The 23,822-nt window shown below is 69.8% G+C and carries 18 protein-coding genes; 15 read left to right on the top strand and 3 right to left on the bottom strand.

The genetic code is table 11. From position 1 onward, the window contains the following. Nucleotides 1-83: 83 nt before the first annotated feature. The 14 genes from M9979_RS13045 to M9979_RS12980 all read left to right on the top strand — a co-directional run bounded on the left by M9979_RS13045 (nucleotide 84) and on the right by M9979_RS12980 (nucleotide 18,801). Entirely contained in the window at nucleotides 84-1,631 is a 1,548-nt protein-coding gene (locus M9979_RS13045) for a DHA2 family efflux MFS transporter permease subunit (protein ID WP_254289800.1), read from the top strand. Between the two features lie 89 nt (nucleotides 1,632-1,720). After that, nucleotides 1,721-2,431 carry a response regulator gene (locus tag M9979_RS13040; protein ID WP_254289799.1) on the top strand — a complete coding sequence of 237 codons (711 nt, stop codon included), beginning with the start codon at nucleotides 1,721-1,723 and terminating at the stop codon, nucleotides 2,429-2,431. Between the two features lie 291 nt (nucleotides 2,432-2,722). After that, nucleotides 2,723-4,033, top strand: coding sequence for an ATP-binding protein (locus M9979_RS13035; RefSeq protein WP_254289798.1), 1,311 nt, complete (start codon nucleotides 2,723-2,725; stop codon nucleotides 4,031-4,033). Between the two features lie 313 nt (nucleotides 4,034-4,346). Continuing rightward, nucleotides 4,347-5,045 (top strand): carbonic anhydrase, encoded by a 699-nt coding sequence (locus tag M9979_RS13030; protein ID WP_254289797.1) that lies wholly within the window; start codon nucleotides 4,347-4,349, stop codon nucleotides 5,043-5,045. After that, nucleotides 5,042-6,580, top strand: coding sequence for a SulP family inorganic anion transporter (locus M9979_RS13025; RefSeq protein WP_254289796.1), 1,539 nt, complete (start codon nucleotides 5,042-5,044; stop codon nucleotides 6,578-6,580). The genes M9979_RS13030 and M9979_RS13025 overlap by 4 nt, the downstream gene beginning before the upstream one ends. Nucleotides 6,581-6,733: 153 nt before the next feature. Beyond that, entirely contained in the window at nucleotides 6,734-7,579 is an 846-nt protein-coding gene (locus M9979_RS13020; protein ID WP_254289795.1) for a TorF family putative porin, read from the top strand. A 369-nt stretch (nucleotides 7,580-7,948) separates the two neighbouring features. After that, nucleotides 7,949-9,061, top strand: coding sequence for a glycoside hydrolase family 130 protein (locus M9979_RS13015; RefSeq protein WP_254289794.1), 1,113 nt, complete (start codon nucleotides 7,949-7,951; stop codon nucleotides 9,059-9,061). Next, on the top strand, nucleotides 9,058-10,623 hold the full coding sequence (locus tag M9979_RS13010) for an alpha-amylase family glycosyl hydrolase (RefSeq protein WP_254289793.1): 1,566 nt from the start codon (nucleotides 9,058-9,060) through the stop codon (nucleotides 10,621-10,623). The genes M9979_RS13015 and M9979_RS13010 overlap by 4 nt, the downstream gene beginning before the upstream one ends. 10 nt (nucleotides 10,624-10,633) lie before the next feature. Next, entirely contained in the window at nucleotides 10,634-11,641 is a 1,008-nt protein-coding gene (locus tag M9979_RS13005) for a glycosyltransferase family 4 protein (RefSeq protein ID WP_254289792.1), read from the top strand. 222 nt (nucleotides 11,642-11,863) lie between these two features. Further along, nucleotides 11,864-13,522 (top strand): efflux MFS transporter permease, encoded by a 1,659-nt coding sequence (locus M9979_RS13000; protein WP_254289791.1) that lies wholly within the window; start codon nucleotides 11,864-11,866, stop codon nucleotides 13,520-13,522. After that, entirely contained in the window at nucleotides 13,519-14,676 is a 1,158-nt protein-coding gene (locus M9979_RS12995) for an HlyD family secretion protein (protein ID WP_254289790.1), read from the top strand. Before M9979_RS13000 ends, M9979_RS12995 begins: the two co-directional genes overlap by 4 nt. 323 nt (nucleotides 14,677-14,999) lie before the next feature. Further along, the gene (locus M9979_RS12990) at nucleotides 15,000-16,355 is read left to right on the top strand and encodes an efflux transporter outer membrane subunit (protein ID WP_422922114.1); all 1,356 of its coding nucleotides are present in this window, start codon (nucleotides 15,000-15,002) and stop codon (nucleotides 16,353-16,355) included. 61 nt (nucleotides 16,356-16,416) lie between these two features. Further along, entirely contained in the window at nucleotides 16,417-16,659 is a 243-nt protein-coding gene (locus M9979_RS12985) for a hypothetical protein (protein ID WP_254289788.1), read from the top strand. A 45-nt stretch (nucleotides 16,660-16,704) separates the two neighbouring features. Beyond that, nucleotides 16,705-18,801, top strand: a complete 2,097-nt coding sequence (locus tag M9979_RS12980; RefSeq protein WP_254289787.1) for an ATP-binding protein — start codon at nucleotides 16,705-16,707, stop codon at nucleotides 18,799-18,801. A 201-nt stretch (nucleotides 18,802-19,002) separates the two neighbouring features. Here the strand turns inward: M9979_RS12980 and M9979_RS12975 are convergent, their stop codons facing one another. Genes M9979_RS12975 through M9979_RS12965 form a run of 3 tightly spaced genes read right to left on the bottom strand, consistent with a single transcriptional unit; the run spans nucleotide 19,003 to nucleotide 23,144 of the window. Then, nucleotides 19,003-19,857, bottom strand: a complete 855-nt coding sequence (locus tag M9979_RS12975) for an HpcH/HpaI aldolase/citrate lyase family protein (protein ID WP_254289786.1) — start codon at nucleotides 19,855-19,857, stop codon at nucleotides 19,003-19,005. A gap of 21 nt (nucleotides 19,858-19,878) precedes the next feature. Beyond that, complete coding sequence (gene mprF, locus M9979_RS12970) at nucleotides 19,879-22,443, bottom strand: bifunctional lysylphosphatidylglycerol flippase/synthetase MprF (RefSeq protein WP_254289785.1); 2,565 nt, start codon at nucleotides 22,441-22,443, stop codon at nucleotides 19,879-19,881. Nucleotides 22,444-22,451: 8 nt separating this feature from the next. Further along, nucleotides 22,452-23,144 (bottom strand): virulence factor, encoded by a 693-nt coding sequence (locus M9979_RS12965; RefSeq protein ID WP_254289784.1) that lies wholly within the window; start codon nucleotides 23,142-23,144, stop codon nucleotides 22,452-22,454. Between the two features lie 519 nt (nucleotides 23,145-23,663). On the opposite strand from M9979_RS12965, the gene M9979_RS17430 reads away from it, so the two are divergent. Continuing rightward, on the top strand, nucleotides 23,664-23,822 hold a 159-nt coding region (locus tag M9979_RS17430; protein WP_422922112.1), incomplete at its 3' end, for a helix-turn-helix domain-containing protein.

Here is a 23,822-nt window from a genome sequence, read left to right as displayed (position 1 = left end):
TTTTCCCTCTCCCGCCGGGAGGGGGAGGGAGCGGCGCGGCCGCGGAAGGGTGAGGGCGAACCGACACCCCGGAACACCATCTGATGGCCGCCCCCACCCAACCCCAGGGTCCCGCCCCGCTCGTTGGCGGACAACGCGCGCTGATCGCGTTCGCGCTCGCGCTCGGCACGTTCATGATGGTGCTCGACAGCACCATCGCCAACGTGTCGCTGCCGACGATCGCGGGCAACCTCGGCGTCTCGTCGGACAATTCGACCTGGGTCATCACCGCCTTCGCGGTCGCCAACGGCGTCGCGGTGCCGCTGACCGGCTGGCTGATGGGCCGGTTCGGCGTCGTGCGCACCTTCTGCACCGCGGTGGCGGCGTTCACCGTCGCCTCGTTCCTGTGCGGCATCGCCTGGGACCTGCCCTCGCTGATCGTCTTCCGCATCCTGCAGGGCGCCTGTTCGGGGCCGATGATGCCGGGCAGCCAGGCGCTGCTCATCTCGATCTTCCCGCCCGACAAGCGTTCGACCGCCCTGGGCGTCTGGTCGATGACGACGCTGGTCGGGCCGGTGATGGGGCCGATCCTGGGCGGCTATATCAGCGACAATTACCATTGGAGCTGGATCTTCCTCATCAACATCCCCTTCGGCATCTTCACGACATTGATCTGCTGGAACGGTCTGAAGAGCCGCGAGACGCCGACGCGCAAGCTGCCGATCGATACCGTCGGGCTGATGCTGCTCGTCCTCTGGGTCGGTTCGCTGCAGGTCATGCTCGATCTCGGCAAGAACGCCGACTGGTTCAACGATCCGGCGATCTGCGTGCTCGCGGTCGTCGCGGCGGTGGGCTTCGTCGCCTGGATCATCTGGGAACTGACCGACGCCAATCCGGCGGTCGACCTGTCGCTGTTCCTCAACCGCAATTTCGCGATCGGCACGCTCGCCTTCTGCCTCGGCTATGCGGTGTTCTTCGCCAACACGCTGATCCTGCCGCTCTGGCTGCAGACGCAACTGGGCTATACCGCGACCTGGGCGGGCCTGATCGCCGCGCCGAGCGGCGTGGTGGCGGTCGTCATCTCGCCACTCGCCGCGCGATTGTCGGGCAAGGTCGATGCGCGCATCCTCGCCACCATCTCGTTCCTCGCTTTCGCCACCTCCTACTGGATGCGCTCCAACCTCGTCACCGGCGCGAGCATGTTCGACTTCATGGCACCGCTGCTGGTGCAGGGCATCGCGATGAGCATCTTCTTCCTCGCGATGGTAACGATCCTGCTCGACGGCATCGCGCCGCCACGCATCCCGTCGGCGACCGGCATCTCCAATTTCGCGCGGATCGTCGCCGGATCGTTCGCCGCGTCGATCATCACCACCGCCTGGGACCGGCGCGAGGGGCTGCACCAGAGCCGTCTCGCCGAGGCGATCGGTAACGGCGTGCCTTTGCAGATGGCGACCGACGCGCTGCAACGGATGGGCGCGACCTCGACGCAGGCCGCCGCCGCGATCACCCGCCAGATGGTGGGGCAGGCCTATCTGCTCGCCTCGACCGATCTGTTCCGCGTCTCGTCCTGGCTGTGCGCGGCGATGGTGGTGATCGTCTGGTTCACCCGCCGGCCGAAGGGCGGTCACGGCCCGATCGCCGCGGATTGATATTGCCGGGACGTTTCCCGACCGTCTCCAAATCTGCGTCCGTTCCGGGCGCGGTTGACCGCTACGGCCGCCTTGCCTAACTCCATGCCATGACCGCCCCCACCATCCTCCTGGTAGAGGACGATCCCGCTCTCCGCACGCTGACCACCCGCGCGTTGCAGGAGAACGGCTATCTCGTCCGCCCCGCCTCCGCCGCGCCCGAGATGTGGCTGGCGCTGGAGGCGGGCCCGGTCGACCTCATCCTGCTCGACATCATGCTGCCCGGTACCAGCGGCATCGATTTGTGCCGCGCGCTGCGCCAGAAGAGCGAGGTCCCGATCATCTTCATCAGCGCCAAGGGGTCGGAGACCGATCGCGTCGTCGGCCTCGAACTCGGCGCCGACGATTACATCGCCAAGCCGTTCGGCACGCGTGAGCTGATCGCGCGCATCCGCGCCGTGCTGCGCCGCGGCTCGCTCGAACGCAGCCCTGGCGAGCGCGAGGAGGGCGTGCTGACCTTCGACGGCTGGCAGGTCACGTTGCCGCGGCGCGAGCTGACCTCGCCCACCGGCGCGGTCGTCGACCTGACCGGTGCGGAGTTCGACCTGCTCGTCAGCCTCGCCGAACATGCCGGTCGCGTCATCGCGCGCGAACGGCTGATCGAACTGTCCCGCACGCGGCTGGGCGACAGCTCCGACCGCAGCATCGACGTGCTCATCAGCCGCCTGCGCCGCAAATTGTCGAGCGCCGGCAAGGACGCGCCCATCATCACCGTTCGCGGCGTCGGCTACATGCTCAACACCGAGGTGACGCGCCGTTGAGGCGGGGTTCCCCACCCCACCCCCAAACCCCGTTCACCCTGAGCTTGTCGAAGGGCCGGTTTCCCCAAGCGACGTCTTCGCTCGTGGAAACGCGTGCTTCGACAGGCTCAGCACGAACGGGGGCGGGGGCACATCCGCCGGTCATCTCATGAAACGCCGCCCCCAAACCCCGTTCGCCCTGAGCTCGTCGAAGGGCCGGTCTCCACGGGCGACGCCTTCACTTGCGGAAACACGTGCTTCGACAAGCTCAGCACGATCGGGGGTGGGCGCACGTTCCGTGGCCACCACTCCATGAAACGCCTCCTCCAGCCCTCGATCGGCCTGATCGGCCAGATCGTCGCGATCCTGCTCCTCACGATGGTCATCGAATTCGGCGCGAGCACGCTGCTTTACGAGCGCGCCAGCCAGTTCTCGGTGCGCGACGACGAGGCGCGGCGGCTCGCCGAGCATCTCGTCATCGCCCGCCGGCTGATCGCCGAACAGCCGCCCGCGCGCCGTGGCGACATGGCCGCCGACCTCACCACCGAACGCTATGCGCTGCACTGGCAGCAGGACCTGCCGCCGCCGCCGCCGATCACCCCCGCGCTCGACGGCATGCGGCATCAGGTGGTCGATTGGGAGCCCTCGCTCGCCGTCACCGACCTCCGGCTGAAGCTGACCTCGCCGGGCCGCAGCTCGGTGGTCACCGGCGGGCTGCGGCTGCCCGATCGCAGCTGGCTGTATTTCCGCACGCTCGAACCGCTGCACAACCTCAATCTCGCCGCCGAGCGCATCTTCCTCGCGCTGGTCCCGGCGCTCGCACTGATGGTGATCGGCGGGCTGCTGATCCGCCGCGCGCTCCGCCCGATGCGCCAGCTCGCCGACGCCGCCGACACGTTCGGCGACACCGAGCACGATCCGATCCCCGAAACCGGCCCGCGCGAGGTGCGCCACGTCGTCGTCGCGTTCAACCGCATGGCGGCGCGCATCCAGCGGCTGATCGCCGACCGGACGCAGGCGCTCGCCGCGGTTGGCCACGACCTGCGCACCCCGCTCGCCCGGCTGCGGCTGCGCGCCGAGGGCGTCGGCGATACGCCGATGCGCGAGGCGATCCAGCGCGACATCGGCGAGATGGAGGCGATGGTCACCTCGCTGCTCGCCTTCCTCGGCGGCGACAGCGATCCCGAGACGCCCGTGCTCATCGACCTCGCCGTGCTGTGCGCGACGCTGATCGACGACGTCGAGGACCGCGGCCTGCCCGGCGTCTACGAAGGCCCCGCGCATTGCGAGGTCACCGCGCGCCCCACCGCGCTGAAACGCGCGCTCGCCAACCTCATCGAAAACGCGCTCCATTACGCCGGCAACGTCACGCTACGGTTGGAGAGCATTGACGACGGCGTGACGCTGACCGTCGAGGACGACGGCACCGGCATCCCCGAGGACCAGCTGCGCCGCGTCCTCGAACCCTTCGTCCGCCTCGACACCGCCCGCCCACGCGACACCGTCGGCTTCGGCCTCGGCCTGCCCATCGTCGCGCGCATCGTCGAGACGGAGGGCGGCACGCTGACCCTGTCCAACCGCCCCGAAAGCGGTCTGCGCGCGGCGATCACCCTGCCGGTGTAGGCGAGGCCCGCCGTTCCACCCTTCTACCGTTCGCCCTGAGCCTGTCGAAGGGCTGGTTTCCGCGAGCCACGTCGCCCCTTGGAGAGACAGGTGCTTCGACAGTGAACAGGTGAAACATCCCCCGGACGTTTCAGCCGAGCCTGGGAGGCTCGGCGACCTGTTCACCAGCACGAACGGGTCTTTAGAGGAGTCGCGATTCCGCCACCCACCCAAGCAACAAAACAAAACACTCCCGCGGCGCTGCAGCAAAACCGTGCGCGTACATATCCTGTCCAATGCGGCTCATGCCGCCCGCCACAGGAGTATCCGCACCGTGAACGAATTGATCGGCCGCGTCGTGAGTTTCGAGAAGAAGGTCTTCGCGGACCAGCACGCGCTCTATTCCACGCTCGCCCACCATGGCCAGTTCCCCAAGGCGCTGATGATCTCCTGCGCCGATTCGCGCATTGTGCCCGAACACATCATGCAGGCGCAGCCCGGCGACCTGTTCGTCTGCCGCAACGCCGGCAACATCGTTCCCCCCTTCTCCGCGCACACCGGCGGCGTCTCGGCGACGGTCGAATATGCGGTCGCGGTTTTGGGCGTGCGCGACATCATCGTGTGCGGCCATTCCGATTGCGGCGCGATGAAGGGCCTGTCGGGCGATCCCGAGAAGCTGGCGGGCGTGCCCACGGTCGCCAACTGGCTCAAGCACGGCGCCGCCGCGCGCGCGGTCGTCGACCAGAGCTACCCCGAACTGACCGACGGCGAGCGCATCCGCGCCTTGAGCCTCGAAAACGTCATCGCCCAGCTCGCGCACCTGCGCACGCACCCGTCGGTCGCCGCCGGCATCGCACGCGGCGAGATCACGCTGCACGGCTGGTTCGTCGACATCCACGAAGGCGTCGTGCTCGGCTTCGACAACGAAGCGGGCCGCTTCCGCGCGATCCGCGAGGGCGAAAGCTTCCCCGTCGCGCTGCAGGCCGGCCAGCGCCGCGCCTCCGACGTCGAATTCGCGGCGGCCGCGGAATGACCAACCTGCTGGGCGCCCTGAAGCTCCCGTCCCCAAGATTACCTTCAGGGCCGGTCCTCACCCGGGACCTCACCGCATCGATCGTCGTCTTCCTCGTCGCCATGCCCTTGTGCATGGGGATCGCGGTGGCGTCCGGCGTGCCTCCTGAAAAGGGGCTCATCACCGGCATCATCGGCGGCATCGTCGTCGGTGCGCTGGCGGGATCGCCGTTGCAGGTCAGCGGCCCCGCCGCCGGCCTCGCGGTCGTCGTGTTCGAACTGGTCCGCGATCAGGGCCTGTCGGCGCTCGGCCCCATCCTGATCCTCGCCGGCATCATTCAGGTCGTCGCCGGCATCGCGCGGCTGGGCGGCTGGTTCCGCGCGATCAGCCCCGCGGTCGTCCACGGCATGCTGGCCGGCATCGGCGTGCTGATCGTCGTCGGCCAGTTCCACGTCCTGTTCGACGCCAAACCATTGCCGAGCGGCCTCCAGAACCTCGCCGCCGCCCCCGGCCGCCTGTTCGGCCTGTCGCCCGACAATATCCAGGCGACCGAGATCGCCTTCGGCATCGGCATCCTGACCATCGTCGCGATGCTCGGCTGGGAAAAGCTGCGGCCCGCCGCGATGAAGCTCGTCCCCGGCGCGCTCGTCGGCGTACTCACCGGCACGGCGCTCGCGATGGCGTTCGGTCTCGACGTCGCGCGCGTCAACGTGCCGCAGTCGATCGCCTCGGCGATCACGCTGCCCGGACCCGAACTGCTGTCCAAGTGGATGGACCCGTCGATCATCGCCGCGGCGCTCGCCATCGCCTTCATCGCCAGCGCGGAGACGTTGCTGTCGGCGGCGGCGGTCGATCGCATGCACGACGGCGTGCGCACCAACTACAACAAGGAATTGCGCGCGCAGGGCATCGGCAACCTCCTGTGCGGCCTCGCCGGCGCGCTGCCGATGACCGGCGTCATCGTCCGCTCGTCCGCCAACGTGCAGGCGGGCGCGACCACACGCCTGTCGACGATGTTCCACGGCATCTGGATCCTCGGCTTCGTCGCGCTGCTTCCCTTCGTGCTGCGCGAGATTCCGATGGCGGCGCTGGGCGCGATCCTCGTCGTCACCGGCTGGCGCCTCGTCAGCCTCGCCCACGCCCGCCACCTGCTGTCGCACTACGGCCCGCTGCCCGCCTTCATCTGGCTGGCGACGCTCGTCACCGTCGTGTCGAAGGACCTGCTCACCGGCGTGCTCGTCGGCATCGGCCTGTCGATGCTCGAGCTGGTGCCGCACCTCAGGCGCCTCGGCCTCAACGTGTCCGAAGGCGACACCGGCGGCGTGCATGCGATCGGCCTGTCGGGATCGGCGACCTTCGTGTCGCTGCCCAAGCTCTCCGACACGCTGGAACGCGCGCCGGTCGGCACGCCGGTGCGGCTCGACGTCACCAACCTCGGGACGGTCGACCATACCTGTGCCGAGCTCATCAAGGACTGGTTCCAGCGCCGCCGCGCCGCCGGCGACATCGTCGAGCTGTTCGGCGCGCGTGGCAAGACTGCCGCACTCGCCCACTGATCGACCTTCGATACCGAAAAGACCATTGTCTCGACGATAATGCTGCGATAGCGAAGTTGCGTCCGGGAAGGATCGGCGCCCCTCCACGCAGGAGCGAGCGCGCTGGCGGCCCGGACGCAGGAGGGACCCTCCAATTGGTTCGAAAGGGGTCCCATGAAGTATCTGTATCCGGTCGCCGCCACGCTCGCGGCCGTCATCGCCCTCCCTGCCGCCGCGCAGGAGACCGCACCGCCCAAGGCGGTCACCGTCACCGGCAGCGTCGCGCTCGTGTCCGACTATCGCCTGCGCGGCGTATCGCAGACCGACGAGGAAGCCGCGATCCAGGGCGGCATCACCATCGCGCACGAAAGCGGCATCTACGTCGGCGCCTGGGCGTCGAACCTCGCCGGTTGGGGCACGTTCGGCGGCTCGAACATGGAGCTCGACCTGATCGGCGGCTACAAGGTGCCGGTCGGCGGCGGCGCGCTCGATGTCGGCCTGACGTGGTACATGTATCCGGGCGGCGCGTCGAAGACCGACTTCGCCGAACCCTTCGCCAAGCTGTCGGGGACGATCGGCCCGGTCAACCTGCTCGCCGGCGTCGCTTATGCGCCCAAGCAGCAGGCGCTCGGCAAATATTACAACAGCGGTGCCGCCTACGCGACCGGCATCCCCAACAACCCGGGCAAGAAGAACGACAACCTCTACCTGTGGGGCGACTTCAGCAGCGCCGTGCCCAACACGCCGCTGACCGCCAAGGCGCATATCGGCTATTCGAGCGGCAATTCGGGCCTCGGCCCCAACGGCACCTCGGCCGCGCCGACCGGCAAATACTGGGACTGGATGCTCGGCGCCGACTATGCGATCAAGGGCACGCCGCTGACGCTCGGCATCGCCTATGTCGACACCGACATCACCAAGCGCGAATCGGCCTACCTCCAGCCGAACTTCTCCTCGACCAAGGACGGCAGCAGCATCGCCGCCAGCCAGGTCGTGTTCGCGCTGACCGCCGCGTTCTGACCCTCCAATTCCTCCCCGCTCCGCGGGGAGGGGGACCGCCCGGCGCAGCCGGGTGGTGGAGGGGTGCTTCCGCAAGCGACATCGCGCGTGGAAGCCCCCTCCGTCACCGCCCGCCGATGATCGCGTGACCAACGGACTGCCACAAATCCTCCGTCACCCCGGACTTGTTCCGGGGTCCACGGTTCGGCAGGCGGTAACCTCGAGCCTCTTGTCCTACGCCTGCGGACCAGTGGACCCCGGAACAAGTCCGGGGTGACGGAGGGAGAGGACGCCGTGATGACCCGGATAATCGGCGCCAAGCAATAGCCCACGCCATATCGCAGCGAACCCGACAGGGAACCACATCCCCTCATCCGCGCTACCACCTGCATGCACGATGCGCTGATCTTCACCCCCGACCACGTCGACCTCACCCGCTCGCCGCTCCGCCGCGGGATCGCCGAACCGACGTACGTCCTCGGCGCCTTCAACCCCGGCTTCACCCGCCTTCCCAGCGGCAACCTCCTGCTGATGGTCCGCATCGCCGAAGCGCTGTCCGACCCAATCCGCGACAACCACGTCCACGCGATCCGCTGGACCCCCGCCGGCTACGTCCGCGACGCCTGGCCGCTCGCGCAGATCGACATGACCGACCCCCGCCAGTTCGAGCTGAAGGGCAGCCGCCACCGCATCCTCGCGCTCACCTCGCTGTCGTGGCTGTTGCCGGTCGAGCTGGACCCCGATGGCGAAACGATCGTCGCGGTCCACTACGACGCCGCGATCGAACCCGCCGCGAACTACCAATGCTACGGCGTCGAGGACGCGCGCATCACCCGCATCGGCGACGTCTGGTACATGACCACCTGCTCGGTCGGCGCCGAACGCCATTGCACCACGCTCCACACCTCGCGCGACGGCCTCCATTACCGGCTGGAGGGGATCGTTCTCGACCACCAGAACAAGGACATGATCCTGTTCGAGGGGCTGGTCGGCGACCGCTTCATGGCGCTCACCCGTCCCTTGGGCGAGGTCTATTTTGCCTATCCGCCCGACAGCCCCTATGTCGGCGGCCCGTCGATCAACTTCGCGGCATCCCCCGACGCGCTCCACTGGAAACCGCTCGACGCTCCCGGTTTGCGGGCGCGCAAGGCATCGGCCTCGGCGATGAAGATCGGCGGCGGCACCCAGCCGGTCCTGACCCCGCAGGGCTGGCTGATGATCTACCACGGCGTCGAGGCACGCGAGAGCGTCGGCATCTACCGCAGCTTCTGGGCGCTGCTCGACCGTAACGACCCCGCGCACATCCTGCGTGTCGAGGACGAGACGCCGCTGCTCGAGGCAAACCCCGCGCTCACCGTCCCCATCGCGCACCAGATGTACCTGCCGACCCCGGTGGTCTTCTCCACCGGCCTCGTCGACACCGGCGACGATTACCTCGTCGCCAGCGGCGAGGCCGACCTAGCCTGCCGCATGACCCGGATGTCCAAGGCGCGTTTCGCATGACCGCGTGGTGGCAGTCGGGCACGATCTACCAGGTCTATCCTCGCTCGTTCCAGGACAGCGATGGCGACGGCATCGGCGACCTCAAGGGGATCGAAGCGCGCCTCGACCACCTCGTCGCGCTCGGCGTCGATGCGCTCTGGATCTCGCCGATCTTCCCCTCGCCGATGCGCGACTTCGGCTATGACGTCGCCGATTATTGCGGCATCGACCCGCGTTTCGGCACGCTCGCCGATTTCGACGCGCTGCTCGCCGCCGCGCATGACCGTGGCCTCAAGCTGCTGCTCGATTTCGTCCCCAACCACAGCTCGACCGACCACCCCTGGTTCCGGGAAAGCCGCTCGTCGCGCGACAACCCGAAGCGCGACTGGTACATCTGGCACGATCCCGCGCCGGATGGCGGCCCGCCCAACAACTGGATCAGCGATTTCGGCGGCTCCGCGTGGGAATACGACCCCGCCACCGGCCAATATTATTATCACGCCTTCCTGAAGGAACAGGCCGACCTCAACTGGCGCAACCCCGATCTGCGGGCCGCGATGATGGACGCGCTGCGCTTCTGGTTCGACCGCGGCGTCGACGGCTTTCGCATCGACGTGCTCTGGCACATGGTCAAGCACGCCGGCTTCCCCGACAACCCGCCCAACCCCGCCTATCGCCCCGAGATGGGCGAGATGCACGCCGTCCTCCAGCTCCACTCCACCGACCAGCCCGACGTCCACGCCATCGCCGCCGACATGCGCGCCATCGCCGACAGCTACGACGGCGACCGGGTCCTGATCGGCGAAATCTACCTGCCCGTCGAACGCCTGATGCACTATTACGGCCTCGACGCCCCCGAAGTGCATCTCCCCTTCAACTTCCAGCTGATCGACGCGCCATGGGACGCGCGCCACCTTGCGCAGATGATCGCGGAATATGAAGCCGCACTACCGCCCGGCGGCTGGCCGAACTGGGTGCTCGGCAATCACGATCGTCCGCGCATCGCCACCCGCGTCGGCTTGGGCCAGGCGCGCGTCGCCGCGGTGCTGCTGCTGACGCTGCGCGGCACGCCGACGCTCTATTATGGCGACGAGATCGGCCTGACCGACGTCGCCATCCCGGCAACCCGCGTACAGGACCCGCGCGAACTGCGCGAACCCGGCCTCGGCCTCGGCCGCGATCCGGTACGTACGCCGATGCCGTGGAACGCCAGCGACCATGCCGGCTTCTCGACCGGTGAACCGTGGCTGCCACTCAACCCCGACTGGCCGACGCGCAACGTCGCCGCGCAGAGCGGCGATGCCGGCTCGATGCTGGCGCTGCACCGCGACCTCCTCAACCTGCGCCGCAAGCATGACGCGCTCGCGATCGGCGACTTCGCGCTGATCGAGGCGGCCGGCGACGTGCTCGCCTACGAACGCCGCCACGGCGACGAACGCATCGTCGTCGCGCTCAACCTCGGCGCGACGCCGCAGCCGGTGACATTGCCGGCCGGCGACATCTTGCTCGGCACCTTGCCCGGCCGCGGCGAGCCCGGTCTGCTCCGCCCAGACGAAGCTGTCATCCTCCTCATAACCCGCTAAGCCCACCTCCATGAAGATCGCGATGCTCGCCCCCATTTCGTGGCGCACCCCGCCGCGCCACTATGGTCCGTGGGAGTTGGTCACCAGCCTGCTCACCGAGGCACTGGTGACGCGCGGCATCGACGTGACGCTGTTCGCAACACAGGACAGCCTCACCGCCGCCACCCTCGCCGCGGTCGTCCCCGCCCCCTATTCCGAAGACCCGAGCATCGACGCGAAAGTCTGGGAATTCCGCCACCTCGCCCACCTGTTCGAACGCGCCGGCGAATTCGACCTCATCCACAACCAGGCCGATTTCCCCGCCCACGCCTTCGCGCACCTCGTCGACACGCCGATGGTCACCACCATCCACGGTTTCTCGTCGGATCGCATCCTGCCGATGTACCAGCCTTATCAGGACCGCGTGCACTACGTCGCGATCAGCGACGCCGATCGCTCGCCCAAGCTGAACTACGCCGCGACGATTCATCACGGCATCGTCCTCAACGACTTCCCCTTCGACGCGAGCGGCAGCGACGACCTCCTCTTCTTCGGCCGCATGCATCCCGACAAAGGCGCCGCCGAAGCGATCGCGGTCGCGCAGGCTACGGCGCGCGACCTTGCCATGTACGGCATCGTCCAGGATCAGGGCTATTACGAGCGCGCCGTCGTGCCGCACCTCGGCGACCGGATCCGCCACCCCGGCGCGGTCGGCGGCGACGAGCGCACCACCGCGCTCGGCAAGGCGGCGGCGCTCCTCCACCTCATCGGCTTCGACGAGCCCTTCGGCCTGTCGGTGATCGAGGCGATGGCCTGCGGCACCCCCGTCATCGCGATTCGCCGCGGCTCGATGCCCGAACTGATCGACGACGGCGTCACCGGCTTCCTCGTGAACAGCGTCGACGAAGCGATCGCCGCGGTCGCGCGCCTGCCCGAGATCGACCGCGCCGCCTGCCGCCGCGCGGTGGTCGAACGGTTCAGCGTCGAGCGGATGGCCGACGCCTATATCGCGCTGTACCGAGACATATTGGGTGGCTGAACCGCGACGGCGAACCGTCGAGAGGGTCCGACGCATCGCCCCACTCCCTGCGTCACCCCGGACTCGTTCCGGGGTCCACCGGGCCGCAGGCCAGCGGTCGCTCCTCGGGCCCTATGCCTCGCCGCAGAGTGGACCCCGGACCAAGTCCGGGGTGACGGAGCGGGTGAAACAGGCGTCTGACACCATTGCACCCCATACCGCGATCGCGCGTATAGCAGCATCATGATCGCCCGCCTGCGCCGCTTCCTGTCCGAAGAAGACTGGACGTTCGCCACCCACGAACTGCCCGTCCTCCCCGGCTCGCCGGGATCGGTCGAGCACCGCACCCGCCACCGCATCGCTTACGGCGCGATCGCCATCCTGCTCGGCCTGACCGGCGGGTTCGGCAACGCGCTGATCTCCGCCAACACCTATACGCTGCAGGGTGCGCTCGGCCTCGACCCGGCCGAGATCGCCTGGCTGCCGACGGTCTATGTGATGACCAACGTCAGCATCAACCTGCTGCTCATCAAGTTCCGCGCGCAATTCGGGCTCAGGCCCTTCGCGATGATCTTCCTCGGCATCTATGCCGCGCTCACCTTCGCGCATCTGTTCGTGCGCGGCTTCGACACCGCGATCCTCGTCCGCGCGGCGAGCGGCATGGCCGGCGCCGCCGTTTCCAGCCTGTGCCTCTATTACATGATGCAGGCGCTGCCCGCGAAATGGCGGCTGAAGGCGGTGGTGGTCGGCATCGGCATCCCCCAATGCGCGACGCCGCTCGCCCGCCTGTTCTCGCCCGACCTGCTCGCCATGTCGCAATGGCGCACGCTCTACCTGTTCGAACTCGGCCTCGCGCTCTTGAGCCTCGCCGCGGTCGCCTTCCTCCGCCTGCCGCCGACGACGCGGTCGAAGGCGTTCGAGCGGCTCGACTTCCTCACCTTCCCGTTGTTCGCCGGATCGATGGCGCTGTTCGCCGCGGTGCTGGGGCTGGGGCGGATCGTCTGGTGGACCAACGCAGCCTGGATCGGCTGGGCGCTGATCGCCGCGATCCCGATGCTCGCCGCGGCGCTGCTGATCGAGCATCACCGCGTCAATCCCTTGCTCAACACCCGCTGGCTGGGCAGCGCCGACATCGTCCGCTTCACGATCGTCACGATCATGGCGCGCATCGTGCTGAGCGAACAAAGCTATGCCTCGGTCGGCCTGCTCACCGTGCTCGGGCAGAACAACGACCAGCTCGTTCCCTTCTTCACGATCATCTTCCTCGCCTCGGTCGCCGGCGTCGCGCTCAGCGCGATCACGCTCGACGTCACCCGCCTGTCGCACCCGATCATGCTGGCGATCGGCCTCGTCGCGATCGCCGCCTTCGCCGACAGTCACGCGACCAGCCTCACCCGCGCACCGCAGATGTACGCCAGCCAGGCGCTGATCGCCTTCGCCGCGACCTATTTCCTCGGACCCGCGCTCTTGTTCGGCATGACCCGCGCGCTGCAACAGGGCACCGGGCATATCATCAGCTTCATCGCCTTGTTCGGGATGATAAATTCGATCGGCGGCCTCGCCGGCACCGCGTTGCTGGGCAGCTATCAGCAGATCCGCGAAAAGGCGAACAGCGCCGCGCTGGTGCAAAGCATCGACCCGACCGATCCGATCGTTGTGCAGCGCCTGCAGGCGGGCGGCGCGGCGGTGTCGCGCGTCGTCGGCGATCCCGCGCTGCGCAGCGCGGAGGGCGGCGCGATCCTGTCGCAGACCGCGACTCGCGAGGCGAACGTGCTCGCCTATGACGACGTCTTCCGGTTGATCGCAGGTCTCGCCGCGCTCACCTTCTGCTATCTCGTCTTCCTCATGATCCGCCGGACGCGTCGCGAACGCCGCGCCGCGCTGGCACAGGGCCCCGCATGACTGACACCCGCAGCCCCGTCGATTCCACCCCCGCGACCGAGGAGGCGCAGGCCGAAGCCGTGCCCGCTCCACCCTCCGCGCCACCCGCCGGATCGGGCTGGCGACCGCAGCCGGTCAGCCGCACCGCGCTGGTCGTCATCGTCGCGCTCGCGTTGGGCGGCGTACTCGCGGTGCTCGCCGCGTGGCGGCTGCCGCCCTTCGCCAACGCCAACCAGTCGACCGACAACGCCTATGTCCGCGGCCGCACCACGGTGATCGCGCCGCAGGTGTCGGGCTATGTCACGCATGTGTACGTCCGCGACTTCATGGACGTGAAGCCCGGCGACCCGCTGGTCCAGATCGACGACCGCATCTACCGCCAGCGCGTCGACCAGGCGCAGGCGCAGGTCGATGCACAGAATGCGACGCTCGCCAACGCCCGCCAGACCGAGCGCAGCCGCACCGCCAGCCTCGCCGCACAGTCCGCCGCCGTCGCCAATGCCGAGGCGCAGCTGATGCGCGCGCAGGCCGACATGAACCGCGTCAACGACCTCGTCACCGATGGCTCGGTATCCTTGCGCGAACGCGACCAGACGCTCGCCGCGCTCCGCCAGGCGCAGGCCGCGGTGCAGCAGGCGCGCGCCGCGCGCGAGATCGCGCGGCAGGATATCCGCACCGTGCAGGTCGGCCGCGGCGGCCAGCAGGCCGGCGTCTCGGGCGCCGAAGCCGCGCTGCACCTCGCCCAGATCGACCTCGCCAACACCGTCATCCGCGCGCCCGAACGCGGCCGGCTGAGCGAGGTTGGCGTCCGCGTCGGCCAGTACGTCACCGCCGGCTCGCAGCTGATGTTCCTCGTCCCCCCCGAAACCTGGGTCATCGCCAATTTCAAGGAAGCCCAGACCGCACGCATGACCATCGGCCAGCCCGCCAGCTTTACCGTCGACGGCCTCGCCAACGCCCGCCTGACCGGCCATATCGAACGGATCTCCCCCGCCGCCGGCTCCGAATTCGCAGTCCTCAAATCCGACAATGCGACGGGCAATTTCACCAAGGTCCCGCAACGCATCGCGGTGCGCATCCGCATCGATCCCGGCCAGCCGCTGATCCAGCGCCTGCGTCCCGGCATGTCGGTCCAGGCCCGCATCGACACCGCCGACGGCCCGGTGGTGCAGTGATGCGTGTTCACGCGGAGGCGCGGAGGCGCGGAGAAGACGCGCGCGCGGCGGCGCAGCCGCCCCTCGAAAACCCGGCCGATGATGAAGCCACGGCAGAGGCCAAAAGCACGACACCTCCGCGCCTCCGCGCCCCCGCGCGAACCCATATCTCCCTGTCCCCGCGCCCCCCCGTTGGTTGTCACGCGAAGACGCAAAGACGCGAAGAGGTCAGCCCCTCGGCGACGGAACCGCGTCCCAACTCGGTCGATGATGACGGGGCCGCTGGCGCGGCAGGCGCACCCTCTTCGCGTCTTCGCGTCTTCGCGCGAACAACCCTTCTATCGCTGACGCTGGCCGCCTGCATCGGCCCCCGCCCGCCAGCCCCCGCCGCCAGCGCCGTCGTCGCCCCACCCGCATGGCGCACCGCGCTGGGCCAGGGCCAGCCGATCCGCGCCGACTGGTGGAACGCGTTCGGCGATCCTGTGCTCACCGACCTCGTCGCCCGCGCGCTCGCCAACAACGTCGACCTCGCCGCCGCCGCATCCCGCATCGACGAGGCCCGCGCCGCGGCCCGCCTCGCCGCCGCGCAGCGCACGCCGACGCTCGGCGGCACGCTGCCGGGCACCACCGGCCAGACCGTCAGCCCGTTCGGCACCCCCAGCGACGCATTGGGCGCGCAGCCCGCGATCACCGCCAGCTACGACCTCGACCTGTTCGGCCGCCTGCGGCAGGCGAGCCGCGCCGCACAGGCGCAACTGCTCGCCAGCGAAGCCGCGCGCGACACCGTCCGCCTCGCCATCGCCAGCGGCGTCGCCACCAATTACATCACGCTCCGCGCGCTCGACCTTCGCCTCGACGTCGCCCGCCAGACGCTCGCCGCGCGCACCGAAGCGCTGCGCATCGCCCGCCGCCGCGCCGAGGCGGGCTATACCTCCAACCTGGAACTGCGGCAGGCCGAAGCCGAATATCGCGCCACGCAGCAACTCGTCCCCGCCGCCGAGCTCGCGATCCTCCGGCAGGAGAATGCGCTCAGCCTCCTCCTCGGCACCGCCCCCGGCCCGATTCCCCGCGGCCTGCCGCTCGACCGCCTGCTCGCCCCCGCCATCCCCGACGGCCTGCCCGCCGACCTGCTGCGCCGCCGCCCCGACCTGTTCCAGGCGGAACAGACGCTGGTCGCCGCCGATCGCAGCCTCGACAGCGCGCGCGCGGCGATGCTGCCCAATCTCGCGCTCACCGGATCGGCGGGCGTCGTGCTGTCGACCGCGCTCGCCAATCCGATCGCGGTCTTCTCGCTCGGCGCCAGCATCCTGTCGCCGATCTTCGACGGCGGCCGCCTGCGCGCGCAGAGCGACATCGCCACCGCGCGCCGCGATCAGGCCGCCTTCGCCTATCGCCGCACCGCATTGGTCGCCTTCCAGGAGGTCGACAACGCGCTCGCCGGCGTCCAGCGCTCCGCCGAACAGGCGACCGCGCTGGGGCTGCAGGTCGACGCGCTCGCCGCGGCGCTGCGCAACGCCAGCAACCGCTATCGCGCCGGCTATACCTCGTACATCGAACAGCTCGACGCGCAGCGCGGCCTGCTCACCGCCGAGCTCGCGCTGGTGCAGGCGCGCGCCGATCGTCTCGCCGCCTATGCCGCGCTGTATCAGGCGATGGGCGGCGGCTGGACGCGCGAGGATGTCGCGGCGACGACGCGCTGACGCGGGCGCAGGATCACTCCGTCGCGCAATGCGTTGGACCGGCCTCACAGGAGTGATCGCCATGCCGACCGACCAGCCCAGCAACGCCCCCGACGCCCCGACCCCGCGCGAACCCGACACCGCCGCGGCGGTGCTGCACGACGAGAGCTTCGACACCGCCCCCGGCGGCGGTGGCCTCGGCCCGCGGTCGGCGAGCACCGGCACGCCCCCGCACGGCACTACGCCCAGCGCGCCGATCGACACCGGCCTTCCTGCCGAAGACCCCGTCACCGAAGCGGGCCAACGGGCGACCGAGCCGCGCTGACGCACTCGGCTTTACCTGCCACCGCCAGAGAGTATGACGCCGCCGATGGCCGATGAAGACCTGCAGACCGCCGGCGCGATCAGCGTCGGCAGCTGGGACTGGGACGTCCCCGCCGACCGCGTCACCGCCGATCCCGCCTTCGCGCGCCTCTACGGCGTCGATCCCGCGGTGGCGCGCGACGGCGCCGCGATCGCCGCATTCTTCGGCGCGATCCACCCCGACGATTTGCCGCGCGTGCAGGCGGAGATCGCCGCGGCGCTGGACAGTGGCGCACCGTTCGAAAGCGACTATCGCCTGCGCCAGCCCGACGGTCGCGCCCGTTGGGTCGCGGCACGCGGCCGCGCCACGCTCGGCGCCGACGGCCGCGCGATCCGCTTCCCCGGCGTCAGCTTCGACATCGACGCACGCAAATCCGCCGAGCTGCGGCTGCAGGCGCTCGTCGCGCTCAGCGACAGGCTGCGCGCGCCGGGCGATCCCGCCGACCTCGCGCACGCCGCGGTCGAGATCCTCGGTCGGTTGTTCGACGTCAGCCGCTGCGGCTACGGCACGATCGACCGCGCGGCGGAGACGATCGTCACCGAACGCCCGTGGTGCGCACCGGGCATCGATCCCCTTCCGCCGATCCTCCACTTCCGCGACTACGGCTCGTATATCGAGGACCTGAAGCGCGGCGAGACGGTCGCGATCGACGACGTCCGCGACGATCCCCGCACCCGCGACACCGCCGAGGGGCTGAAGGGCCTCGCCGCGATGGCGTTCGTCAACATGCCGGTGACCGAACAGGGCGGCTTCGTCGCGCTGCTCTACCTCAACAACGCGGTGCCGCGGGTTTGGCTCGCGGAGGAGGTCGCCTTCATCCGCGACGTCGCCGAACGCACCCGCGACGCGGTCGAACGCCGCCGCGTCGAACAGGAATTGGCCGCGCTCACCGCCAGCCTCGAACAACAGGTCGAGGCGCGCACGCAGGAGCTGATGGTCGCCGAATCGCACCTGCGCCAGGCGCAGAAGATGGAGGCGGTCGGCCAGCTGACCGGCGGGCTCGCGCACGATTTCAACAACATGCTGACCGGCATCTCGGGCGCGATCGAGATGATGCAGGTGCGCATCCGCCAGGGCCGGATCGGCGAGCTCGATCGCTACGCCAATGCCGCGCACGGCGCCGCCCGCCGTGCCGCCGCGCTCACCCACCGCCTGCTCGCCTTCTCGCGCCGGCAGACGCTCGATCCCAGGCCGACCGACATCAACCGGCTGATCGGCGGCCTGCGCGACCTCATCCAGCGCACCGTCGGCCCCGGCATCTCGGTCGAGGTGGTCGGCGCCGGCGGGCTGTGGCCGGCGATGGTCGATCCCAACCAGCTCGAAAATGCGCTGCTCAACCTGTGCATCAACGCGCGCGACGCGATGCCCGACGGCGGCCATATCACGATCGAGACCGCCAACCGCTGGCTCGACGAGCGCGGCGCGCGCGAACGCGACCTCGAACCCGGCCAGTATCTCTCGCTGTGCGTCACCGACACCGGCACCGGCATGACGCCGGAGGTGCAGGCGCGCGCCTTCGACCCCTTCTACACCACCAAGCCGATGGGCGAGGGCACCGGGCTCGGCCTGTCGATGATCTACGGCTTCGCGCGCCAGTCGGGCGGACAGGTGCGGATCTATTCGGAGATCGGGCAGGGCACGACGATGTGCATCTATCTGCCGCGCCATTACGGCGATGCCGAGGGCGAACCCGACGACGCGCTTCCCGCCGCCACGCTGTCCGCGACGGCGGAGGGACGCCACGCGGTGATGGTCGTCGACGACGAACCGACGATCCGCATGCTGGTGGTCGAAATCCTCGAGGAGATGGGCCATACCGTGCTCGAAGCCGGCGACGGCCCGTCGGCGCTGCGCCTGCTCGGCACCGGCGCACACGTCGACCTGCTCGTCACCGACGTCGGCCTTCCCGGCCAGATGAATGGCCGCCAGGTCGCCGACGCAGCGCTCGCGCTGCTCCCCGATCTCAAGGTGCTGTTCATCACCGGCTATGCCGAAAATGCGGTGATCGGCAACGGCCCGCTCGCCCCCAACATGGCGCTCGTCACCAAACCCTTCGCGATGGACGTCATCGCCGACCGCATCCGCACGATCCTGGAGGGGTAGGCGCGGGGTGAGCAGCGCTCGCCTGCCCCAAGCGCCCCGTCACCCCGGACGTGTTCCGGGGTCCACTCCGCGGCGGGGCGTACGGCTGGAGGCGAAAGGGCACGCCTGCGGCCCGGTGGACCCCGGAACAAGTCCGGGGTGACGGCGTGTGTGGGGAAACGGACTGACGCAAGCAAACCGCCCTCCCGGCGGGCACGACCGTTACCCCGCCAGCGCCAGCAACCGCTCCGCCTCGGCCAGATGCAGCCGCTCGACCATCGCGCCGTCCAGCCGGATTGCCCCCTTCTCCGCCGCCTCGGGCGCGGCGAACGCCGCCACCACGCCCCGCGCCCACGCCAGCTCTTCGTCGGACGGCCCAAACGCCGCATTCGCCGCCGCGATCTGTGCCGGATGGATCAGCGTCTTGCCGTCGAACCCCAGCATCGCCCCCTGCGCGCACTCCGCCGCGAACCCGGCCGCGTCGCCGATCGCGTTGTAGACGCCATCGAGCACCACCAGCCCCGCCGCGCGCGCGCCGATCACCAGCTGCGCCAGCGCCGGCACCAGCGGCGCCCGATCCACACCGGATCGACACCGCATCTCCTTCGCCAGATCGTTCGTCCCCGCGATCAGCAATTCGGTACGCGTCGCCGCCGCCGCGCCGACGATCTCCGCCAGCCGCAGCATCGCCCCGCACGTCTCGATCATCGCCCACACCGGCGGCCCGTCCGTGCCCAGCGCCGCGCGCACCGCGACCAGATCGGCGGCCGACGCCACTTTGGGCACCACGACCGCCGCCACGCCCGACGCACGGCTCGCGGCGACTGCATCGCCCTGCCCCCAAGGCGTATCGAGCGCATTGATCCGCACCGCACAGGTCCGCCCGCCGAACCCCTCCGCCGCCTCGGCCAAGGCCGCCTCCCGCCCGCGGGCCTTCGCTTCGGGCGCCACCGCATCCTCGAGGTCGAGGATCACCGCATCGCAGTCCAGCCCCCGCGCCTTGGCCATCGCGCGCGGGTTGGAGGCGGGCATGAACAATACGCTGCGCCGGCGGCTGGTGGGATGATCGTCGCTCATGCCGCGATCCTAGCCCGGCGATCAGGCACTCACCAGCCGCGCCAGGTCGATCAGCGCACGCGGCATCGCCACCCCCGACGGCGTCGCGATATAGCGCGACACCCAGTCCGGCCCGTATTTGGCCTTGAACGCGCGCAGGCCCGCAAAACCGTACAACCGCTCGCCATTGGCGAACAGGGCATGGCCCAGCCGCGCCCACACCGGCGCCAGCCGTCCGCTCGGCATGCCCGACAGCGGCGCCATCCCCAGGTTGAACCGCTCGTAGCCCTCGCCCCGCGCCCATTCGATCAGCCGCACGACCATCGCCTCCATCGTGCCATAGGGCGCGTCGGGGCGATGCCGCATCAGGTCGACCGACGCCTCCTCGCCATCGCCCGACGTCCAAATGTTGGCGAAGGCGACGATCCGCCCCTCCACCCGCACCAGCGCCACCGGAAAGCGCGACAGATAGCCGGCGTCGAACACCCCCAGGCTGAACCGTTTCTCGCGCCCCGCCTTTTCCGCGAGCCACGCCGCCGACACCTCGGCCAGCTCCGCCATCAGCGCCGGCACCGTGGCTGCCGGCTCGACCGAGAACACCGCCCCCGCCGCCTCGGTGCGCCGCACCGCATGGCGCAGCGACTTGGCCTTGGGCCCCGCCAGCGCGAACCCGGCGAGCGCGACATGCGCCTCCTCACCATATTTGATCGCCTGCAACCCCAGTTCGACGAACAGCGGCAGCATCCGCTCGCTCGCCTGATAGAAGCACAATCGCCCGGCGCGCGCGTCGCAGGCGCGGCGGATGCTCCAGACGAGCTCGCTCCACGCCGCCACCGGGCCGACCGGATCGCCCATCACCACCCAGCTGCGCCCCTGCACGCGATACATCAGGAACGCATCGCCCGCCGCCGACACGACGAAGCTCTTGTCCCCGGTGAACGCCAGCGCCGCATCGGTGCGCGTACTCGCCGCCAGCGCCGCGTCGAGCACGCCCTCGGGCGGCAGCGCATCGGGCAGCGTCCGCGTCCGGCTCGCGGTCAGCAGCTGCCACGCCGAGGCCGCGGTCAGCAGCACGCCCGCCGCGAAGCTCGCGCGCAGGAAGCGCGGCGCATTGCCGTCGAGCGCGAAGCGCCACCACAATTCGTCGCTGTACGGCGTGCGCTGATAGGCGAAGAACCCCGCCCACAGGCTTAAGCCCAGCGCCGCGGCGGCGGCGATCAGCCACGGCCAGCGCGGCCGGTCGGTCAATATGCCGCCCTCGCGATAGAAGCTCGCGCGGCAATATTGCAGCACCCCGGCGACGACCAGCTGCAACGCCGCCTCTTCGTAGTCGAGCCCCTTGAGCAGCGAGAAGATCGCCCCCCCGACCAGCAGCAGCCGCGCCGCCGCCCACCCCGACCGCAACCGCGCGTTGAGCGCCGGCGCGACCAGCAGCATCGCGGTGCCGATCAGGCTGCCCGCCATGTGCGACCCTTCGATGAACGGCAGCGGCACCATGTCGTCGAGATCGGACAGGCGGTCCTTCACCCCCGGCAGCGCCCCCGACACCAGCAGCACGAACCCCGCGACGAAGACCAGCACGGTCACCGCGGTCGGCGCCAGCAGCTGCCCGGCGCGATCGACATAGGACAGGCCGCGGCGGATCGGATGGCGCAGCCGCCACCCCTCCGCGCCCGCGATACCGATCGCCGCGACCAGCAGCGGCAACAGATAATAGATCAGCCGATACAGCAGCAGCGCCGCGAACAGCGCCGGCCGGTCGCCCGGCACGCTCGCCAGCACCACCGTCTCGAACACGCCGAGCCCGCCGGGGACGTGCAGCAGCAGCGCGACGACCACCGCCACCGCATAAGCGACGACGAACCCGGGGAATGCCCCCGGCGCCGCGGCCGGCACCAGCACGAACAACGCCGCCGACGCCACCGTCAGGTCGGCGAGCGACAGCGCCCCCAGGCTCGCCATCTGCTTGAGGGAAGGCAACGCGACGCCGAAGCGCTCCGGCCCCAGCGTCGTGATCCCGCGCGTGCGCAGCAGCGGCAGCACCGCGAGCAGGCCGATCAGCACCGCCCCCAGCCCGCGCGACAGCCCCGGCCCCAGCGTCACCGGCCCCAGCACCACACCGTCGCCGACGATCAGCCCGACCCCGGCCGCACCCGCCACCCCCGCCCAGAAGGCGAGGCCGCAGATCGCCGCGACCTGCGCGATCTCGCCGAACGCCAGCCCCGCCGCGCCGTACAATCGCAGCCGCGCCGACCCGCCGGTAATCAGCGACAGCCCCAGATTGTGGCTCAGCGTATAACTGGTGAACGACCCCGCCGCCGCGATCCGCCACGGCAGCGGCCGCCCGACGCTGCGCAACGCCACCCAGTCGAGCCCGGTCAGCAGCAGATAGCTCGTCGTGGTCAGCGCCAGCGCCGCCGCGATCCGCGCGCGCGGCACCTCGGCCAGCGCCGCACGCACATCGCTCAGATGCACCTCGCGCAGCACCAGCCGCAGCGCCGCGAAACCGATCCCCGCGACCAGCAGCACCATCGCGACGGTCAGGCTGCGCCGATGCCGCGTCGCCAGCGCCAGTGCCGCGTCGATTCGGCCCATCGGCCGGCTCATCGGCCGGCTCACCGGAACGCGCCCGGCGCTGCCCGCCGGATCGCGGCGAGGATATGCCCGAACAGCCTCGCGTGATCGTCGTTCAGATAATGCCCGCCCGGCATCGCCACGATTCTCGCACCCGGCAAATGCACGTCGGGACAGGCGCTGTCCGTCTCCTCGACGCCATAGATGCAGGTGAGCGGCGCCCAGTCGAGCCGCGCCAGCGTCGCCGCGGCGATGCCGTCGGGCGTGCCGCGATAGGAAAGCCCCGACGGGTCTGCACGCAGGAACACGGTATCGCCCGGCACCACCAGCACCACCCCCGCGACATGCGCGCGCAAGCGCGCCGGCAGGGCGGCCAGCCCGGTCTGCAGCATGTCCGCGCCATAGCTCTGCCCGATCAGCACCAACCGCCCCGCCCCCGTCCGCGCCAGCGCCGCCCGTACACCATCGGCGACGATCCGGTCGACCTCACCGCGCGTCCGCCGCCTCGCGAACAGCGTCGGCGCGTTGAGCGCGACGACACCGATCCCCGCATTCGCGAGCGCCCGCACCGTATCCGGCGCCGGCCCGAACCGCAGCCCCATGTCCCCCGACAGATACAGCACGCCGACCGGCCGCTTCTTGCCCTCTGCCGCGAAGACATGCACCGGATCGCGATCGAAGAACCCCGCCACCCCCGCGACCGCGACCAGCACGACGAACGCCCCCACAGCCACGCCCGCGATCCCGACCAGATGCCGCCGCAGGGATCGAATAAAAGTCGCACGCATCCCCCACCATGCACCCCGCCCGCTATCGCCGCGATGGCATGCCCATGAACTTTTCGTCACCCGCCGGTCATGCGCGACGACGACATCGCTTGTTTTACCCGCCCTCGCCAAACCTCCCCCGTCACCCCGGACGTGTTCCGGGATCCACGGTCCCGCAAATCCAACGGACAGCAGGAGCGCGGCGAGGTGCCCCCCAAACACGTCGACGCTTATCCACTCCGGCAAGCAAGGCGGTGCTCCCGCGCAGGCGGGAGCCTGGGGCCAAGCAGAGCCACGTCTGATCGCGCATGTAACCCTAGGCTCCCGCCTGCGCGGGAGCACAACCCAAAGGTGGCGCATTCCATGGCTTGCTCGAAACGGATGGCTGCCGGCTTGTTCGAAGGTCCACAGCGGACAGCAGGAGCGCGGCACGGTGGACCCCCCTGAGTTCACAAACGAAGTGCAACACCTGAGACAGGTGCTGCCATGTCGACCTATCGCCAGCTATCGCTTGAAGAACGATGTTCGATTGCCCGGCTTCATGAAGCCGGGCAATCGATCCGGCAAATCGCTGCAACTCTGGATCGCCAGCCGTCGACCGTCTCGCGCGAGCTGAAGCGCAATGCCGGCGCGACGATCGGCTAC

Source organism: Sphingomonas liriopis, from assembly GCF_024211255.1.
Taxonomy (GTDB): Bacteria; Pseudomonadota; Alphaproteobacteria; order Sphingomonadales; family Sphingomonadaceae; genus Sphingomonas; species Sphingomonas liriopis.
The sequence above is the reverse complement of the archived record's forward strand: the minus strand, read 5'-3'. Positions and strand labels throughout refer to the sequence as shown.

Bases quoted from the DNA above. Each gene is read 5' to 3' on its own strand.
- M9979_RS13015 (WP_254289794.1), top strand. From the start codon at position 7,949: ATGCACGATGCGCTGATCTTCACCCCCGACCACGTCGACCTCACCCGC.
- M9979_RS13040 (WP_254289799.1), top strand. From the start codon at position 1,721: ATGACCGCCCCCACCATCCTCCTGGTAGAGGACGATCCCGCTCTCCGC.
- M9979_RS13020 (WP_254289795.1), top strand. From the start codon at position 6,734: ATGAAGTATCTGTATCCGGTCGCCGCCACGCTCGCGGCCGTCATCGCC.
- M9979_RS12985 (WP_254289788.1), top strand. From the start codon at position 16,417: ATGCCGACCGACCAGCCCAGCAACGCCCCCGACGCCCCGACCCCGCGC.
- M9979_RS13000 (WP_254289791.1), top strand. From the start codon at position 11,864: ATGATCGCCCGCCTGCGCCGCTTCCTGTCCGAAGAAGACTGGACGTTC.
- M9979_RS13045 (WP_254289800.1), top strand. From the start codon at position 84: ATGGCCGCCCCCACCCAACCCCAGGGTCCCGCCCCGCTCGTTGGCGGA.
- M9979_RS13035 (WP_254289798.1), top strand. From the start codon at position 2,723: ATGAAACGCCTCCTCCAGCCCTCGATCGGCCTGATCGGCCAGATCGTC.
- M9979_RS13010 (WP_254289793.1), top strand. From the start codon at position 9,058: ATGACCGCGTGGTGGCAGTCGGGCACGATCTACCAGGTCTATCCTCGC.
- M9979_RS12995 (WP_254289790.1), top strand. From the start codon at position 13,519: ATGACTGACACCCGCAGCCCCGTCGATTCCACCCCCGCGACCGAGGAG.
- M9979_RS13025 (WP_254289796.1), top strand. From the start codon at position 5,042: ATGACCAACCTGCTGGGCGCCCTGAAGCTCCCGTCCCCAAGATTACCT.
- M9979_RS12975 (WP_254289786.1), bottom strand. From the start codon at position 19,857: ATGAGCGACGATCATCCCACCAGCCGCCGGCGCAGCGTATTGTTCATG.
- mprF (WP_254289785.1), bottom strand. From the start codon at position 22,443: ATGAGCCGGCCGATGGGCCGAATCGACGCGGCACTGGCGCTGGCGACG.
- M9979_RS12980 (WP_254289787.1), top strand. From the start codon at position 16,705: ATGGCCGATGAAGACCTGCAGACCGCCGGCGCGATCAGCGTCGGCAGC.
- M9979_RS13005 (WP_254289792.1), top strand. From the start codon at position 10,634: ATGAAGATCGCGATGCTCGCCCCCATTTCGTGGCGCACCCCGCCGCGC.